This window comes from Gemmatimonadota bacterium (assembly GCA_041390105.1).
In the GTDB taxonomy this organism is placed as follows: Bacteria; Gemmatimonadota; Gemmatimonadetes; order Longimicrobiales; family Gaopeijiaceae; genus JAGQIF01.
Map to the genome: position 1 here is coordinate 453,143 of JAWKQO010000002.1, position 16,007 is coordinate 469,149.

General features: G+C 67.4%; 16 protein-coding genes and 1 tRNA gene. 2 read left to right on the forward strand and 15 right to left on the reverse strand.

Going from position 1 to position 16,007, the window contains the following annotated elements:
• Positions 1-57 precede the first annotated feature (57 nt).
• From R3E10_11310 to R3E10_11335, 6 genes are all read right to left on the reverse strand, one after another.
• Entirely contained in the window at positions 58-1,227 is a 1,170-nt protein-coding gene (locus R3E10_11310; protein MEZ4416323.1) for a response regulator, read from the reverse strand.
• Positions 1,224-2,447, reverse strand: a complete 1,224-nt coding sequence (locus tag R3E10_11315) for an HDOD domain-containing protein (protein MEZ4416324.1) — start codon at positions 2,445-2,447, stop codon at positions 1,224-1,226. The genes R3E10_11310 and R3E10_11315 overlap by 4 nt, the downstream gene beginning before the upstream one ends.
• Positions 2,444-3,736: an ATP-binding protein gene (locus tag R3E10_11320; GenBank protein MEZ4416325.1), complete on the reverse strand. Its 1,293-nt coding sequence runs from the start codon at positions 3,734-3,736 to the stop codon at positions 2,444-2,446. Before R3E10_11320 ends, R3E10_11315 begins: the two co-directional genes overlap by 4 nt.
• Positions 3,733-4,317 carry a heme NO-binding domain-containing protein gene (locus tag R3E10_11325; GenBank protein MEZ4416326.1) on the reverse strand — a complete coding sequence of 195 codons (585 nt, stop codon included), beginning with the start codon at positions 4,315-4,317 and terminating at the stop codon, positions 3,733-3,735. The genes R3E10_11320 and R3E10_11325 overlap by 4 nt, the downstream gene beginning before the upstream one ends.
• 54 nt (positions 4,318-4,371) lie before the next feature.
• Positions 4,372-5,001 (reverse strand): DUF502 domain-containing protein, encoded by a 630-nt coding sequence (locus R3E10_11330; protein MEZ4416327.1) that lies wholly within the window; start codon positions 4,999-5,001, stop codon positions 4,372-4,374.
• A gap of 76 nt (positions 5,002-5,077) precedes the next feature.
• Positions 5,078-5,914: a DUF481 domain-containing protein gene (locus R3E10_11335; GenBank protein ID MEZ4416328.1), complete on the reverse strand. Its 837-nt coding sequence runs from the start codon at positions 5,912-5,914 to the stop codon at positions 5,078-5,080.
• Between the two features lie 207 nt (positions 5,915-6,121).
• Here R3E10_11335 and R3E10_11340 point away from each other — a divergent pair.
• A tRNA-Ile gene (locus tag R3E10_11340) sits at positions 6,122-6,195 on the forward strand.
• Positions 6,196-6,235: 40 nt separating this feature from the next.
• Here R3E10_11340 and R3E10_11345 read toward each other — a convergent pair.
• Together R3E10_11345 and R3E10_11350 are read right to left on the reverse strand one after the other, a co-directional pair.
• Complete coding sequence (locus R3E10_11345; protein ID MEZ4416329.1) at positions 6,236-7,078, reverse strand: class I SAM-dependent methyltransferase; 843 nt, start codon at positions 7,076-7,078, stop codon at positions 6,236-6,238.
• A 149-nt stretch (positions 7,079-7,227) separates the two neighbouring features.
• On the reverse strand, positions 7,228-8,568 hold the full coding sequence (locus tag R3E10_11350; protein MEZ4416330.1) for a DUF222 domain-containing protein: 1,341 nt from the start codon (positions 8,566-8,568) through the stop codon (positions 7,228-7,230).
• A 513-nt stretch (positions 8,569-9,081) separates the two neighbouring features.
• Between R3E10_11350 and R3E10_11355 the strand changes: the two genes are divergently transcribed.
• The gene (locus R3E10_11355; GenBank protein MEZ4416331.1) at positions 9,082-9,234 is read left to right on the forward strand and encodes a lasso RiPP family leader peptide-containing protein; all 153 of its coding nucleotides are present in this window, start codon (positions 9,082-9,084) and stop codon (positions 9,232-9,234) included.
• A gap of 147 nt (positions 9,235-9,381) precedes the next feature.
• Here R3E10_11355 and R3E10_11360 read toward each other — a convergent pair whose 3' ends face one another.
• From R3E10_11360 to R3E10_11390, 7 genes are all read right to left on the reverse strand, one after another.
• A complete protein-coding gene (locus R3E10_11360; GenBank protein MEZ4416332.1) occupies positions 9,382-9,798 on the reverse strand; it encodes a hypothetical protein in 417 nt (138 codons plus the stop codon).
• A 20-nt stretch (positions 9,799-9,818) separates the two neighbouring features.
• Entirely contained in the window at positions 9,819-11,441 is a 1,623-nt protein-coding gene (locus R3E10_11365; protein MEZ4416333.1) for a hypothetical protein, read from the reverse strand.
• Between the two features lie 201 nt (positions 11,442-11,642).
• The gene (locus tag R3E10_11370; protein ID MEZ4416334.1) at positions 11,643-12,872 is read right to left on the reverse strand and encodes a hypothetical protein; all 1,230 of its coding nucleotides are present in this window, start codon (positions 12,870-12,872) and stop codon (positions 11,643-11,645) included.
• Positions 12,869-13,228 (reverse strand): hypothetical protein, encoded by a 360-nt coding sequence (locus R3E10_11375; GenBank protein ID MEZ4416335.1) that lies wholly within the window; start codon positions 13,226-13,228, stop codon positions 12,869-12,871. The genes R3E10_11370 and R3E10_11375 overlap by 4 nt, the downstream gene beginning before the upstream one ends.
• A gap of 10 nt (positions 13,229-13,238) precedes the next feature.
• Positions 13,239-13,670, reverse strand: a complete 432-nt coding sequence (locus R3E10_11380) for a hypothetical protein (protein MEZ4416336.1) — start codon at positions 13,668-13,670, stop codon at positions 13,239-13,241.
• A 239-nt stretch (positions 13,671-13,909) separates the two neighbouring features.
• Positions 13,910-15,094, reverse strand: coding sequence for a serine hydrolase (locus R3E10_11385; protein ID MEZ4416337.1), 1,185 nt, complete (start codon positions 15,092-15,094; stop codon positions 13,910-13,912).
• Positions 15,091-15,873, reverse strand: coding sequence for a helix-turn-helix domain-containing protein (locus R3E10_11390; GenBank protein ID MEZ4416338.1), 783 nt, complete (start codon positions 15,871-15,873; stop codon positions 15,091-15,093). The genes R3E10_11385 and R3E10_11390 overlap by 4 nt, the downstream gene beginning before the upstream one ends.
• Between the last annotated feature and the right edge of the window lie 134 nt (positions 15,874-16,007).

The following is a 16,007-nucleotide window of genomic DNA, read 5'->3' on the forward strand; positions in this document are numbered from 1 at the left end:
GCCGATTGCCCCCGCGTCAGATCGAGTGGGTGTGAGAGCGTGCTGTCGGCGCGCGCCTCACGCCGTCGCGACGGCGGGCTCCAGGGCAGCCGGAAGGTCTTCGGGGACGAACACGCGGATGGGCTCGGGAACGCCCGCGTTGCGGAACGAGTCCACGCGCGCCAGGAAGCTGGCCGAGATGGTGTAGCCGCGCGGAGCCACCAGCGCCCCGTCCTCGGTATACAAGTCGTCGGCGAGGTGGAGGCCTACTCGTAGCGCAGCGAACTCCAGTTCCAGGATGCGCTGATGGCTGACGGTGAAGCCGAGACGCTGCGCGAAGGTGTTGAGGAGGGCGGAGTCGTAGAGCGTGCGCCCCCACATGGTGTCGACCGCTTCCTGGACGGACACCCCCCTGGCCTGAAGTACGTCGAAGTCGACCGCCATGCGAAGCATGTGTCCACCGGGTGTGCTGGGCGGGGCGTCTTCCATCATGGACCGGTAGAAGTCGTCGACCACTTCCACGACGGGACCGAGGCGCGGAATGTCCTTCAAGACCTGCCTCAACACGAGCGGCATCCGACCGAACTCGTGCTCCCCTTCTTCGTCCAAGGTGTGTCCGTAGTACAGCTTTTCGAGAGTCGACTCGGATAGGGCGATGGTCCCGAGCTGTGACATCATGGCAGCGACTTCGATGTACCAAGCGCCGTCCATGCAGCAATCCTGGCTCAGCATCCGAACGTGCTCGCGAATGCGAGTGGCTCGCCCGAACGCGACCGGGTGGACCAGTGCCAGCACGTCGACCAGGGCCTGGATGCTCCCGCGTAGCGTATCTTCGAGCAGTTCGCGCTCTGCCGTGCGCAACTGGTGGATCTCGAGTGCGGCGAGGCACGCCGGGATCAAGCGATCAGGTGGGCAGGGCTTGGTCAGGAAGCGGAACACCTGGCCCTCGTTGACGGCCAGGCTTGCCGACTCCACGTCCGCATACCCCGTCAGAAGCATGCGCGTGGCGTCCGGATGGCGTTGACGGGCGTGGGAGAGGAATTCGGCTCCCGACATTCCGGGCATCCGCATGTCCGACAGGATCACGGCGATGCGCGGCTCCCTCTCGAGAACCTCCAAGGCTTCCTCGCCCGAGGTCGCCTTCAACACCCGAAAGGTCTTGCGGAGATGCGGCTCCAGGCTCTCGAGGATCACCGGGTCATCGTCCACACACAGAATGGGTGGCTTGAGGGGCAGCACGTCGGTCACGATACGACTCCAGGTAGCGCGGCGTCGGCCAACTCCACGGCGGCCCACTCCCACTGTTCGATGTTCGCGGCCACTCCGGCGGCCTCTAGATACTCGACATCGAGCGGCTCCGGCTTGAGTGGCATCCCGTCCTTGGGCCCGAAGGAGCCTCCCACGATCCGCTCGGCGAGTGCGGCCGCAACGTGGACCGCGCCGGCAGCGCCGAACTCGGTGCGCGACACGCGCCCCGGTTGATGATGATTTCGCACCGCCTCGACGACTTTCGCGGGCAGGTTCCAGCGCCCCAGGAGGAAGGCGGCGATCTCGGCATGGGTGGTGCCGAAGGTCCGACGTTCCGCTTCGGGTAGCGCGATATCGGAGACCCGGGCCAGGTTGCGTGCTTGACGGAAGCGACCGGGCAGGTACACCGCCATCACGAACTGACCCAGGTCGTGAAGAAGCCCCGCCGACTGGGCGATGGCCTGCTGGGCGGGATCGTCCAGGAGGCGGCGCGCAAGACGGGAGGCCAGAACGCTCCGGCGGTCCAAGGTCTCCACCGAAAAGCCGTCGAAGAGCAGGCCCGGCTCCATCGCGTCGAACAGGCCGTGCGAGAGGACGAGCCCACGCAGGGCTTCGATGCCCAGACAGCCGATTGCAGCATCCACGGTGGCAATATCGCCGCCCGAGGCGGCGGCATTGCCCACTTGGAGGATGCGGGCGGTCGCGAAGACGTCATGTCTGACGGCGTCGGCGATCTGCTCCGACGTCACGTCTGGATCCTCGAGCAGCGTCAACAGGGTGCTGTGGACCTCAGGCGGAATCGGAAGCGCGTCCAGCCCGCCCACCACGCTCTCGACCTCCGGGTCGGTGATCTCGCGGCGCAGGTGGTGGCCGTGATCGATGGCCTCTTCCAGGGTATCGGCTTCGCAGGGCTTGAGAAGAATGCGATGGGCCGCGGGCAGGGCTCTGAGGAGCTGCTGCTTCTCGGCATGGCCGGTGAGCAGGATGCGGACGACCTCGGGCTGATTCAGGCGGGCCCACTCCAGCAGTTGGTTGCCATCCATCTCAGGCATGCGCATGTCGGTGATCAACACGTCGTACGCGTTCTGTTCCATACGTTCGATGGCCTCGCGCGCGCGCGTCACGAACTCCATCTGCCAGCGCTTGCGCTGCCGACGCAGGCCGTTCTCTAGGCCTTCGAGCACTGCCGGCTCGTCGTCGACGAAGAGCACACGGATCATCGCGGGCCTCCCACGCGGCCCTGGATCGGCAACCGCACGACGAACGTGGTTCCCTCTCCGGGCGTGGTCTCGAACCTCAGCGAGCCCCCGTGTTTCTCCACCACGACGGCGTACGAGATGGCCAGACCCTGTCCCGTTCCCTTTCCGACCGGCTTGGTGGTGAAGAACGGCTCGAACAGGCGATGGTGGATCGATTCGGGGATGCCGCCCCCGGTGTCCGTGAAGGAGATGACCACGCATTCGCCATCCACCTGCGAGCGGATGGTGAGCAGGCCCCGGGCGTCGGTGCCCTCGTTGTGCTCTTCGATGGCCTGGGCGGCGTTGACCACCAGGTTCAGGAACACCTGGTTGATGTCGCCGGCGTAGCAGGGGACCAGGGGCAGCTCACCCAGTTCGGTGACCACGTCCGCAACGTACTTCACCTCGTTGCGGGCCACGGTGAGGGTGGTCTGGATGGCCTGGTTCAGGTCGGTGGGCACCCGTTCGTGTCCGGGGTGCGCAAAGGCTTTCATGGCCGAGACGATGGTGCTGACACGGTCCACGCCCTCCAGCGTGCGCGCGAACGCCTTGGGCACCCGGGCCTGCAGATACTCGAGGTCGACGTCGTCTTCGGCCTCCTGCATGCGCGTGCGGTCGGCTTCACTGAGCTCGGTGCGCTCCAGCAGCTCGCGATAGGCGGCCAGCGCGGAGAGAAGGTCGTCGAAGGAGTCACGCAGGAAGCGGGCGTTGTCGCCGATGAACTGCATCGGGGTATTGATCTCGTGTGCGATGCCAGCTGCGAGTTGGCCCACCGACTCGAGCTTCTGGGCATGGCGCAGCTCCATCTCCAGTTGCCTGCGCTCGCGCATGTCCGCGGCTGCGATGACATAGATGGGCGCGCCCAGCTTGTGCTTGGCGGTGGCGATGGAGAGAAGCACCGGGATGGTCCCCTGCGCGCTCTGCCACTCGTCTTCGAAATGATCGACGCGCGCGTCGTCTCCCGCGCTGCGTAGGAACTCCGATAGACGGGGGGAGATCGTCTCCACCGTCCGGCCGAGCAGGGTCTCGCGCTCTCGTCCGATCAGCTCCACCAGCGCATCGTTGACGTCCCGCACCACGCCGTCGTGCTGGACCACGCAGAGCGCCTCGGGCATCACCGAGTACAGCTCCATCAGATAGGCGTTGGCGCGCTGCAAGCGCTCGTTGGACAGGAAGAGAGCGCGGGTCCGGTCCTCGATCATCTCTTCGAGGATGGCCACACGCCGCTCCGCCCGCTCCAGACGGCGCGCTTCGACGGTGGCGGTGGTCATTGGTGGAGCACCGCCCCCGCCGGGGGCGTGACCAGGGGGGCGCGCACTACGACCTCGTACTCACAGCTCACCGCGCCCTCGTGCATGCAGGAGTGCTTGGCGTAATCGATCTCACACTCGAAGTGGCGAGCGGCGCCCACCAGCAGCCCTTCCATGAAGGCGCATAGCTTGCGCTCCGAGGTGTACTGCAGTCGAGCCTGCCCGGGGCCGGTGGGCTCGACCAGAAAGGAAGGGGTGACCGCCTGCGGAATGAGCTTGGTCACCTCCACGTGCAGCACGGTGTCGACGCTCTCCAGAAAGGAGATCAAGTCGGGGTGATCGTCGACCAGGTCGGGGACCCGGCCGGCGAGCTTGGGGAAGCAGAACTCGCCGAAGGCCCGCAGAACCTCGGGGACGGGGAGGTCCAACAGCTCGGCGGCGCTCTTCACCAGGGCGGTCAGGTCCGCGTCCGGGTAGGTACCCGGTCCCACGAAGGGGTCGCCGGTCACGAGCGTGGTGCGGTCCAGAAGGGACTCGTACGCCTCTTCACCCCAGCGTTCGCAGACGAACGCCTCCAGGAGGTTGAAGATCACGCCCTTCATACGGACACCGTCCCCCGCTTCGGCCCCGGAGGGCCCGAAGGGGGCCTTCCTGGCTCAAGTGTCGGCGGCGGGCAGGCTCGACTTGAGAGGGGCGCTCCACTGGGGAGGGGCCAGGACGCCCAGGGACATGATGGTCTTGACCGCGTCCTCGACGGACCAGTCCAGGCGGACCGCCTCGCCGGCCGGGACCACCTGCAGGAAGCCGGTGGTGGGGTTGGGTGTGGTGGGGATGAACACGGTGCTCCAGGCCCGGCCGTCCGTGTCCTCGACCGTGTTGGTCAGGAAGCCCACGGCCCTCATGCCCGGGCGGGGAAACTCCACCATCACCACCGTCTGGAAGTCCGACCGGGGCGCGTTGAACGCCTCGACCACCTGCTTGGCGGCCTGGTAGATGATCCGCACGATGGGGATCCGCAGCACGACCTTCTCGAAGAGGCCGATCAGGCGGCTGCCCACCACGTTGGTGGCCACCTGGCCCACGAGCAGGAGGATGGTCAGGAGCAGGCCCAGCGACAGCAGCGCGCGCGCCCAGGGCGGTAGGTGCCCCAGCAGCGGGTCCAGGAAGGGCAACAGCAGCGCCGTCGCCGCGTTGTACAGGAAGCGCAACGCGAAGATGGTGATCCCCAAGGGGATCAGTACCACCAGTCCCGTGACCAGACGCTTGCGCACGTGCTGGATCGCCACCGAACCGACTCCTTGTCTTCCGGGCAGGGGGAGCCCAAGAACTTCGGGCAAGAATCTAAGGCGAGGCGGAAGGGTGCTAGCGGAACGTGGTGGTGAGGCTGAGCACCAGCTCCCCGTCGTTGTTGGAGCGGGCCCCGCGGTTCCTGGCCCCCGAGTCGAATGAGTCGACGAAGGAGAGCTTGAGGTGGAGCGTCTCCGAGACCCGGAAGGCAGCCGAGGTCACCGATTTCATGGTGTAGTCCTCGAAGCGACCCACCCGCGGTCCGTAGGAGGTGTTGTTGCTTAGCCGGACGCGGTCCTCGTCTCCGACGCGGCGCTGGAGGTTGAGCTCGATGGAGCCCCGGGCCACGGTGCGGACCGGATCGATCTGCTCCTCCAGCCTGGGGTCGGTGCGCTCCGCCAGGACGGCCAGGCGCACGCCGGCCTTGGTGCGCTCCGAGTCGGCCATCTGGATACGGGCCCCCACGCCCGCTCGCACCCGCAGGTCGATGCGCTTTTCGTAGCTCCCTTCCAGCTGGGAATGCAGGAACGAGGAGATCACGTCGTGGCCCCGGTAGTCCAGCGTGGTCTCGGCGGCCCAGGACCGGCGGCTGACGTCGCGCTCGCCGCTGGGCTCGGATGCCTCGCCGTACTGGAAAGACGCGTCGGTGGCAAACGTGAAGTGCGCGGTCTCGGCGGCCGTGCCGGTCCGGGTGAGGATCAGGGCCTGGGCGGTGTTGCCGAAGAAGAGGCTGGCCCCGAGCTCGGCTTCGGAGGTCCAGTCCACCGTGGGGACCGGAACCGGCACATCGCTGCCGGGGTCCGGCGGGCGGTTGCCGGGCGCGGGGTTCTGGGCGCTCAGGCCTGCGGGGAGGAGCAGGGCCGCGAGAGCGCTCGCAAACAGGGGGACGGGGCTACGGTGCGGTCGGTCCATTCCCTCGGGTTGTGGGGTGGCGTCCGAGTGGGAATATCGCAAGAAGGAGGCCGGGGACCAACCGATGCTCTGGACGTGGGGCATGCGCGCGCGGCCGGCCCCAAAGGGCCCGAGGGGCCCCGCAGCGGGTTGAACCGGCTCCCCGCTAGCCTTATCCTACTGAGCTTTCCGCCGCCCGTCCGGGCGGCGTCTTTATCGGTAGGTGCAGGGCCTGTAGCTCAGGTGGTTAGAGCGCACGCCTGATAAGCGTGAGGTCGGACGTTCAAGTCGTCCCAGGCCCATGGGTCCGAGAGCCCCCCAGGACGGGGGGCTTCTCAGGACTCAGCCCCCCGCTTCCTCGCGAAGCGCCCTCGGCACGTCCCCTTTTCGTCCCGCGCAAAAGAGCTGTGGGCTGAGAACGCACTCGCGCTCTACCTGGCGAGAGAGCGACAAGAGCGTCTCGCGACGTTTGCGGTCTGCCCAGGCGGCATCGAGGTCAGGGACCTGCCAAGCCGGACCCATGACGCCCAAGCAGGGCTCGCAGTTGAAGCCGGCCGCGGCCATCTCGTCGGTCAGCTCGGTGGGGAGATGGAAGTAGGCTTCCGGCAGGGTCTTCACGTCCGGAGGTGGATCTCTCCTGACCCCAGTGGACAGCTCACGAACGGTCATCTCGAAATACTCCGGGTCGAACACCAGCCCACGGGTGAGCCCATACACCGCGCCCGCATAACGATTGATCGCGATGGCCAGGAGTAGGCCACCACCACGAAGGACACGGTGGCACTCCCGCAGCGCCCGGAGCCGGTCTATGCGGTCGATCAGGTGATAGAGGGGGCCTGCCAACAGGACCACGTCGACCGAGCCGTCGGGGAACGACAGCGTACGAGCATCGCCCACAGCGACCGAGGCCAGACCGGGTCCCGGGCGCGTCTGCCGAAGGATGGCCGCGTCGATGTGTCTGGGCACCACGTCGATCAGATGAACGCGATGCCCGAGGCTGGCGAGCCAAAACGAGTATGCACCGGTCCCGCCTCCCACGTCCGCGACCTCGAGGGGCCCGTTCGACAGATGGCGGAGGATCAGCTCCTGGACGCGGGCGAACTCGAACTCACCGAACGCACCGGTCAAGCGAGTAGACTCGTCGAACTGGAGATAGTGTGACTGAACCAGATCCGAGGATTGCATAGTCGCATTTGAAGAGGTGATGTCCCGCCCTGGCCCTCGGCGTGTCACTCACACCCCCTGCACGCCCGCCATCACTCTGAATTAGATGTCTTCCAGCGTTGGCGCCACAGCTTTGACCCGGCACCGGGAATCGGGTTCGTGAAGCAGGGCTACGGGCTGAATCGGGGTCCACCCGGTCTGAGCCCGAGCGCCTCCGCCATGACCGCGACCTCGGCCGCTGTCCTGCGCTTCAGCGGCGGCACGTTCGGGACCGGCCTTCCGGTGGGATCGTAGAACGTCGCCCTACCGTCGTTGGCCAGCTCTACCCGGTACCCGCCCTCGTGCAACAGGCGGTGATGCTGCCGGCAGGTCAGGATCAAGTTGGGCACCGACGTGTGGCCCCCGTCCGCCCAATGCTGGATGTGGTGCGCGTCGGTGAACCGACGTCCGCAGCCGGGGAAGCGGCAGCCCTTGTCCCGGGCCTCCAGCGCACGTCGGATCGATGGTGGAATGGACCTTGTCTTGCGGCCGACATCGAGCACTCGGCCGTTCGGGCTCTTTGTGATCTGGACCACGCTCGCGTCGCAGGCGATCCTGTGTGACGTTGCCGCGGCAACGCGAGTACCGTCCTCCAGCTCCGACATCCCGGGCTCTGCGTCAGCGGTGAGCGTGTCGGCTTCGACGTGGAGGACGACCTGGTAGCGCTCGGCCCGGCTTCCGCTCACCGGCGCGTCGGGGCCCCCTCCCTCCTGGACCAGCCCTGCCGCCAGCGCCCGCTCGGCCAGCAAGCCGATGGCGTCCGCGCGGCGCTGTTCGGGCGTCACCCCATCGCCGCCCTCCAACTCCGGGCCCTTCCAGAACAGCGCATCGCTTGCCGCTTCGAGCGCTCGCATCAGCAGGGCACCTACCTCAGGGTCCAGCCGGCCCTTGAGCACCATCATGCCGTCCTCGTCCGGAAAGACCGACAGGCACCGGCTCAGGTGCCGAAGCCGCTCGCTCTCCTGTTCGTCCAACCGACTGTGCCGCTTCCAGCCGCGCACCACGCGCTCGAGCTGATGGGCGGTCGAGGTCAGCGCGATCTCCAACAGCTCGGTCTCGTTGTGCTCAGCCGCCACCCGTGTGAGTGCGCGGACCTTGGAGAAGGAGAGCTCGCCCTGCCTCATCGCGGAGCTGATCTGCGGCAGGCGCCCCAGCGCCCGAGCTGCCCGCACCTTCTCGCGCGCCGAGCCCAGGTCGATGCCGGTGCGCCAGGCAAGCCAGTGCGCGCACGTGATGTGGCCGGACAGCTCCCATCCGCGTCGCTGGTCGAACTCCGCGATCAAGGCGAGCTGCCGATGGGTGGCCGCGCTGATCTGAGCGGCGAGACTGGCGATCTCGTCGCTCAGGTCCTCGAGTGCATCGAGTTCGTCGTTGGAGAGTTCGAAGGGAGAGCGCGTGCCTTCTGGTGGGGGAGCCGCCTCAGGGATGGACGGTGGAGCGAAGGCAGTGGCGGCGGCAGGAGCGAAACCCATAATGAAACACCTGTGAAGCGAAGAGGAGTGGGCGTCGAGCAGCGGCCCACAGGGTGCGCATGCGTGACTCCTCAAAGTTACGGGTGGGTTTCGCAGCGCCTCAGGGACCACGAGGGGGCACAATCTCGACGTCGGGCGACCAGAAGGAGTGCCTGCCGTTGCGATGCATCATTGGGCGGCTGCGAGGGCCGTTCAGTGAGGCGCTTGAGGGAGGTCTCGGACCTCATCGCCACCGGGCAGCCGAAAGGCGTCAATGGCAGAATGGGACAGGAGGCCATCTCGGAGTCGCCCACTCAGGCAGACGTGCCCAGCTTCAGAGTGATTGGACTGTCGCGACGGTGACACACCTGTTGTGGGATCCGCGCACGCCAACCGCGCTCAACAGAGGTCAGCGACCGGCCGCGATGGCGCCACGAAGCCATCAACGCCGGTTGGAGTAGCGCCTTCCGTCCGGCACGCCGATTGCGCCTGGAGGCGCCGATTTCGGAATCACACCTTTGGCTCGAGGCATCGATGAAGACGGCTCAGACGTCGCAGATCACCCAGTCCTACCAGGCGCCGCAGTTGACGCAGTTCGGGAGCTTCCGGGAGCTCACGCTGCGGGGTGGCGGCGGCTGCTCAGACCACCCGATTGGTGACGCGGTCGCCTGCCCGACGCGTAGCTAGGCGGAGTTCGCTGACCCGGAACCGGCAAGGCCAACCGGGTCACGCAGGACCAGTCACGCAGGAACGGAGGGGCCGGCATCCCGAGGGGTGCCGGCCCCTCTTCGCGTTGGGGTCCAACGCGCCGGCCCAGGTGCCAGCGATCGAACCCTACCCCACCACCTCCGACTGCTTGGGCAGCGTGGCGCGCTTGCCTCGGACCTTGCCTTCCTCCGGGAGCGAAGGAAGCCGCGCGGGCAGCTTGGCCCCAGTGTCGGCGAACTCGGTCCCGTCCAGAGAGAAGCGCAGCCGTTTGCCCCGGTGGCGGGCGAAGAACTGACGGTCGGAGACGGTGAAGTAGATGCCGTCGCTGTATTCCCAGTATTTGGGGATCAACTCGTCGCCCGCATACAGGCGCCAGGCAAGCCCCGTGGCCGGCGGCTTCTCCTTGAGGCGCACCAGGACGACGTACACGGCAGCGGGCGGTTCGGCGCGTCCTGCCTGCGCGCTGGCCACGCGGTCGACTTCCGTGGGCTGCGCGGCGACGACCTGGACCGCAGCGATCTTCGGTGGTTTCGGAGGCCGCATGGGGTCAACCTCGTTCGAAGTCAGGTGGTGAATTGGACGTCACCTACATAGAGGACGCCTCGTCTACGGCGATCGAACACGAATGCGATGGTACGAACGTCGCTGGGGTCCACTCCGCACTCGAGCAGTCGGGACACGGGAAGGCGGAGCGTCTGCAGGACGATCTTGGCCGGTCCGAACGGAGGCGGATCGGGATAGAGGAGCCGGTGCAGCGAGCTGGCCGGGAAGGTGGCCGTGCGTGAACCGCTCGACACCTCGAGACTGAAGTCCTGGTCCCGGTCCGCCGCGTTCGCCGCTTCGTTGGACTGGGCGATGCGCAGCGCCAGGATCGGGTAGCGCTCTGCGGGTACGGTGGCCGGGTCGACCCGCAGCAGGAAGCGGGCACCCAGTGTGTTCCAGGCGAGACGCAGCGTGATGGTGGTCGTGGGCGCGCCACCGACGAGCGGCGTCAGTTGTCGCTGCGCCGTGACACCGTTGCGCGCCACCGTACCCAGCACCGGCAGCGAGATCACCGGGGGCGCGATGCCTTCCTGATTGTGCTGGACGTAGAGGCGATCCCGACCCATGAACTGCGACACGAGCTCCGTGCCAGGGGGATCCCACGCGGACGCCACCCCGTGATCCTCCAGCACCGCCCCATAGCGCCGGTGGTCGAGCAGCGCGAACTGGGCGAGGGCCCCGAGGTGGACCTTGGCGATCTGCTCCTGGCTGGCGCGCGACATGGCCGCACCCGGGGCGCTTTCCGGAGCCCACACACTGTTGAACTGGTTGTGGTTGGCCTTGTGCACCCAGAGCATCCCTTTGAAGCCGCCGGCGGACGTGGAGGGGTTGGCCGGATCCACGGCGTGGGCGCGTTCGTACGTGTGGTACCCCTCGAAGTTGAACACGTCCGAGTCCTGGCTCCCATGGACGATGTAGTAGGAGTCAGGAACGACCGTGGGGCCGGAGGCTGGAGTGAACTGGCCGTCCGTGGGTGCGATCGCTGCCACGGCGCTGAGGCGGAAGCGGTAAGGGCCGAGCCCGGCCGAGCCGTCGAGCGGTACGGGCCCGATGGACGGCAGGCGGTTGAAGAAGGAGGCGTGGCCCACGCCTTCCCCGCCGCGGGAGTGGCCCACGATCAGGATCCGATTCAGGTCCACCCGGGCGTGCAGCGGATGCGCCGGCGTGTGATTCCAGGTTCGGAACTGCTTCAGGTGCTCGAGATGGACGATCGCTCGCCCGTCGTTTTCACCGAAGTTGAACCCGTTGAGGAAGTTGACGTCGATGGTGGCCGCGATGATCCCGTGCGAGGCGAGCAGCTCGCAGAGGTAGAGATACCCCGGCGTCGAGTTCTCGAACGCCGAATGATTGCCGTGCGCGAACACCGCGAGGGGAAAGGGGCCCCGGCCCTGAGGCACGCACACGTGTCCGTTGAGAGGAACGTTCGCGTTTGTGAAGGGCCAAGCTCCGGAACCGAGGTTCGCGAAGGCCGAGACGTTGATGCGACCCGTGACGTAGTCGGGGTGCGGCGCGTTGTAGATCGTGTACTGCGAAAGGGACGCCGGGTAGGCCAGGGGCGGCGCGCCGTACACGAACGTGTCGAACGGGTTGGCCCCCGGCAGGGCGGGATTCCGGAGCTCCCGGGCTGCCTCCGTCACGGACATGGTTCCTCCTGGGCTCGAGGCCGGTCCTGGTACGACGACAAGGGGCCGACCCATGGAGGGGAGCGGGCATGGTTCCATGGATGCCGCGGCGCTCCTGACTCGGCAAGCGTGGTGCGTGGCGTGCCGAGATGGGCGACCCATCTCCAATGGCGCAGGGAGCGGGAGGGACCGGACAGAGCGCCCTGCCGGCGTGGGCGTGCGCTACCCCTCCGGTTGCATGACCAGCAGCTTGGCGGTGACCGAGCGAGTCCCAGACGAAGCGGTCCCCCGCACTACGAACACGTACTCGTCCACCGGGGCTGCCGCGCTCGTCTTGAGGGAGAGCTTCACGGTGGCGTCGGGGGCCACCGGTGAGGCCGGACTGAACGTGACAACCACGTCCTTCGTCAGTCCGGCGGGCACGCTCAAGGTCACCGGATCGGCGACCGAGGGGTTCAGCCGCACGAGCTCGACGTTGTAGACGGCCGTCCCTCCGGGAGCGACCACTCGCGTCGGCGGCAGTACCCGCAACAGGAAGTCGGCCCCGGGGCACTTATCCGGGCAGGCGTCGGCACTGAAGAACGGGTTGGCGTCGGTTGCCTTCACCAGATAGTCGACCGACGTCACGTCGTGGATCTCGTTCCAGCCATGATCTCGATCGTGGACCCACTCCCCCTGGATGGTCAGGCAGGAGCCACACATGGCGGTGCCCCAGACGTCGTGGAGGTCCTCGCCCGCGTCGACGATGGAGCCGATGCCGTGTCCGATCTGGGCACCGATCTCGGTTCCCAGCAGCGCGATGAGCGCGGAGAGGATCAGCACGAACAGCAGGCAGAACGGGGCGAAGACACCGAAGGCGGCACACGTGGGTGCGGCGCTGGTGAGGACTGCCAGTCCCAGGGCACCCCCCAGCAGGGCACCCGCCTTTCCGAACTCGCAGCCCAGGGACTGCTTTGAAGACGGGATCTCGCAGTGGAGGGTGGGTTGCCCGCGCGCCTTGTCTTCCGAGTTGCTGCCGCACTCGAGCACGGGCTTGTAGCAGCGCACGTATTCGGCGCCCTCGCAGATCAATTGCGAGGGGTTGTTCCGCGTCGAACCCCTGGGGATCAGATCGAACGTCCAGTCCGGGTCGTAGGTGATCCCTGCGAGGAAAGGCGGGTGCTCGTTGCGGGCGATCCGCGCCACCAGACCCGACACGCAGCGAGATCCGCGCTTGGGGTCGAGCCGGCCCGACCTCGCCAGGCAGTAGCCCCAGGCAAAGCCGATGACGCTTCCGGCGCCGCCGCCCGCCGCAGCGAGCGCGCCAGTGAGCTTCGGGTCGGCTCCCGCCAAACCCGCGATCCCGGCCAGCAACGTGATCAAGGTAGGACCGCCCACGATGGCGAGGATCAGCCCAGTCTGCGCCGAAGGAGGGACGATCTCCTCACCCTGCCATCCGCACGTGCAGCTCATGGCTCCCTCCTGGGTCCGCAGCGCCAGCAGAGCAGCAGCCCCACGAGCATCCCGAAGATCGGCCCCGCGATGAGGCTGACGGCGAGCGGAAACGCGTAGCCGAGGTAGGCGCCGCCCGCTCCCGGGATCAGCCCGAACAGCCCACCGACGAGAAGCCCGGCGCGCAGGTCGCAGCGGTAGGGCATTCGGAAGAGGTACCCGAACAACGCCCCCGTCGTGGCCCCGATGGCCAGACCAGCGAGAACCGCGGGGGCGGCGGCCAGCGGCGCCTGGAGGGCCGCCAGCTCGGTCAGCAGCGCCCCGTAGAAGGCGGTGGCCGCGCCCAGCAGCGCACACACGACCGCTCTACCGCTCATGCGTGTCTCCTCAGTCCACCAGCACATGATAGGTGAACGTTACTCCCTGTCCGAGATTCAGGCCCTTGAGCAGCGGACCGGAGACGACCTTCACGTTGGGACTGAATCCCATTTGAAACGTGCCGATGTCGTCCGGCACCAGGACTCCGGTCAGGTGCACGACGTGGCTGCCGGCGTACGTGTCGAAGGTGGTTGTGGCCTTGGTCACGGGGGCGGGTGGGTGCAGCACGACACGGCCGTCGAAGCGGACCTCGAAGATGTCATCCACGTCGCCGCCCCAGTCTCCGACCCACACGGTCACCGGAACGATGCGCAGCAACCGCTTGGGCAGTGGGAGGCAGGGATAGGGCTTCTTGGAGTCACAGTGCGCGAAGAAGCGGTTCAACAACGCGCACCACCGCTGTCGGGGCGACAGCGTGCGCACCACCTGCATGGCCGTCATCGGGACCCGCCCGGAGAGACGTTGCGGGGGGCTGATCCACCATCGGTCGCCGGCGGCTCACGCGAACGTCGCCAGGCCGACAGGATCAGCCTAACGGGCCCGTGGGCGCCCGCCCATCGGAAGGCCCCCTCGCCCGCGTGTGGGGGAAGGCACTCCGCTTCCGCGGTTCCCGGGGCAACCCGTGACCCTGGTTGGAGGGCGGTCGCACCCGGCGCTCAGGGCTCCCTTGGCGATTCGGATCAGGTCGGCGCGCCCTGGTCCAGCTCCCGAACACGACGTGCCACCAACTCGAACACCGAAGGCCAGCGCACGTCCCCGTCCTCGGATCCCGTCCGCACCATCACCAGTTCGAGATCGGGGACCACATAGATGAACTGCCCGAAGCGCCCCTCGGCGAACCAGCTCGGGTGCTGGCCCTCGACGGGGTTCACCCACCAGAAGTAGCCGTAGCGGTCCTCGAGGGGGCCGGCGGTCACGGACGCTCGCACCCAATCGGCGGAGAGGAGCGCTTCTCCGTTCCAGCGACCCTCATGGAGAACGAGTCGACCCAAGCGCAGCAGGTCCCGGGGGGCGGCGTTGAACCCGCTCTCCATCTTCTCGAATCCATGCTTGCGACTGTCCAGGCTCCAGGACGCATCGGCTTCTGCACCGATGCGGCTCCAGATCCCTTCGGACAGCAGTGCGCTGAGGCTCATGCCTGATGCCCGCTCCACGGCGAGCCCCACCAGGAGCGGGTTGTAGAAGTTGTACCGGAAGTCCGTGCCCGCGTCGCCGGAGATGTCGCGGCTCAGGGCCACACTCCGCAGGTCGGGATGGTAGTAGGAGCGCGCCTCGTCTCCCCACGGCATCTTGCTGCGCTCGAAGCGGACTCCGGACGTCATCGTGAGCAGATGCTCGAGCGTCACCCGCTCGAACCGGGGGTCGCGCTGCGCGAGCTCCGGTAGATAGGTGGTGATGGGATCGTGGACCGAGGCGATGAGGCCACGGTCGATGGCCAGGCCGACGCCGAGGGAGACGAGGGACTTCGACACCGAGAAGGTGGTCTCGACCTCGCCGCCGTCGTGCCCCGCGAAGCCCCGCTCGTAGACCAGGGTGTCAAGCCGAAGCACGAGGAAGGTCCAGCTCTGCCTCGACTCCAGGAAGGCGTCGAGTCCAACCGTATCGCTCGCCTGGTCCCGCTGCACCACCAGTGGTGCGAAGACGCCGTCGTAGCGCCCCGGCGTCGCTGGCGCGAAGGCGAAGGGCGTGCCTTCTCCCGCTGCAATGACGCGAGCGGGGAAGCGGTCGATGTCGCCCATATCCGCGTCCATCCAGAGAATGGCGCGACCCATCATGGAGCGCTCGGTGATCCAGCCGCACGAGCTGCAAGCCAGGCCCAGCACCAGCGTCAGAGCGCAGCCCACGGTCAGGTACAGACGGTTCACGAGCGCTTCCGTTGGAGAGAGCGGCGAGGGGAGGCCCCGTCACGCACGCCCGCGTCCGTCGCGGGAGGCGCCTCCGCGGGTGTGAAGGCGGCGACCAGCATGCCGATCACCGTTTCGCGTGAGACGTCCTCGTCCAGGTAGTCGGAGTCCGGCCGCACGTGACGATGCATCGCGAAGAAGGCAATCGCCTCCACCACCACCCGCAGCGCGTGATCCGGGTCCGGACGGGAAGCGTCGGGATAGGCGCGGATGACTCCTTCGGCCATGCGTCGCTGAAACAGCCCCGCCGCTTTGGCGAAGACTCCCCGTCGGAACTGCTTGTAGTAGAGCATGTGCAGATCCGGCCAGTCGCGTGCGCAGCGCTCGATCAGCTCGATGGCCCGCCAGTAGCGGGACTGCCAAGCCCACACCTCGCGCAGCACCTGCTCCAACTCCGATAGCGGCTTCGCCGGTGCCGGGCGCGCCGCCGCGGCGTCGAGTGTCGGGAAGTGCGCGATCTCGCCGAACCGCTCCCAGACCCAGGAGACCAAGGCCGAGCCTTCGGTGCTCTGGAAGGGGAGGGACTCGAGGTCCGGCGGTGGCTCCCGCAGCGCCGCGCGCAGCACGAGCTCGAAGAGCGCTTCCTTGTCTGCCACGTACGAGTAGACGCTCCCTACGGACACCTCCGCGCGCTCGGCAACGTCCTGCAGCGTGGCTCCCCGGTACCCGTTCTCGAGGAAGGAGAGGAGTGCGGCGTCGAGGATGCGCTCCAGCCTGGATTCCGTCCGAGTTCGTGCCATGGACAATAAATGAATGAATTGTTCATTCATGTCAAGAGGCGCTCAGCTCGTTGCTTCGAGAAGAGGGGTGGTGCCCCCGCCTGCTGGGACACCACCCCCCTGACGCCGACGGGCGCCCCGACCGACCCGAAGGG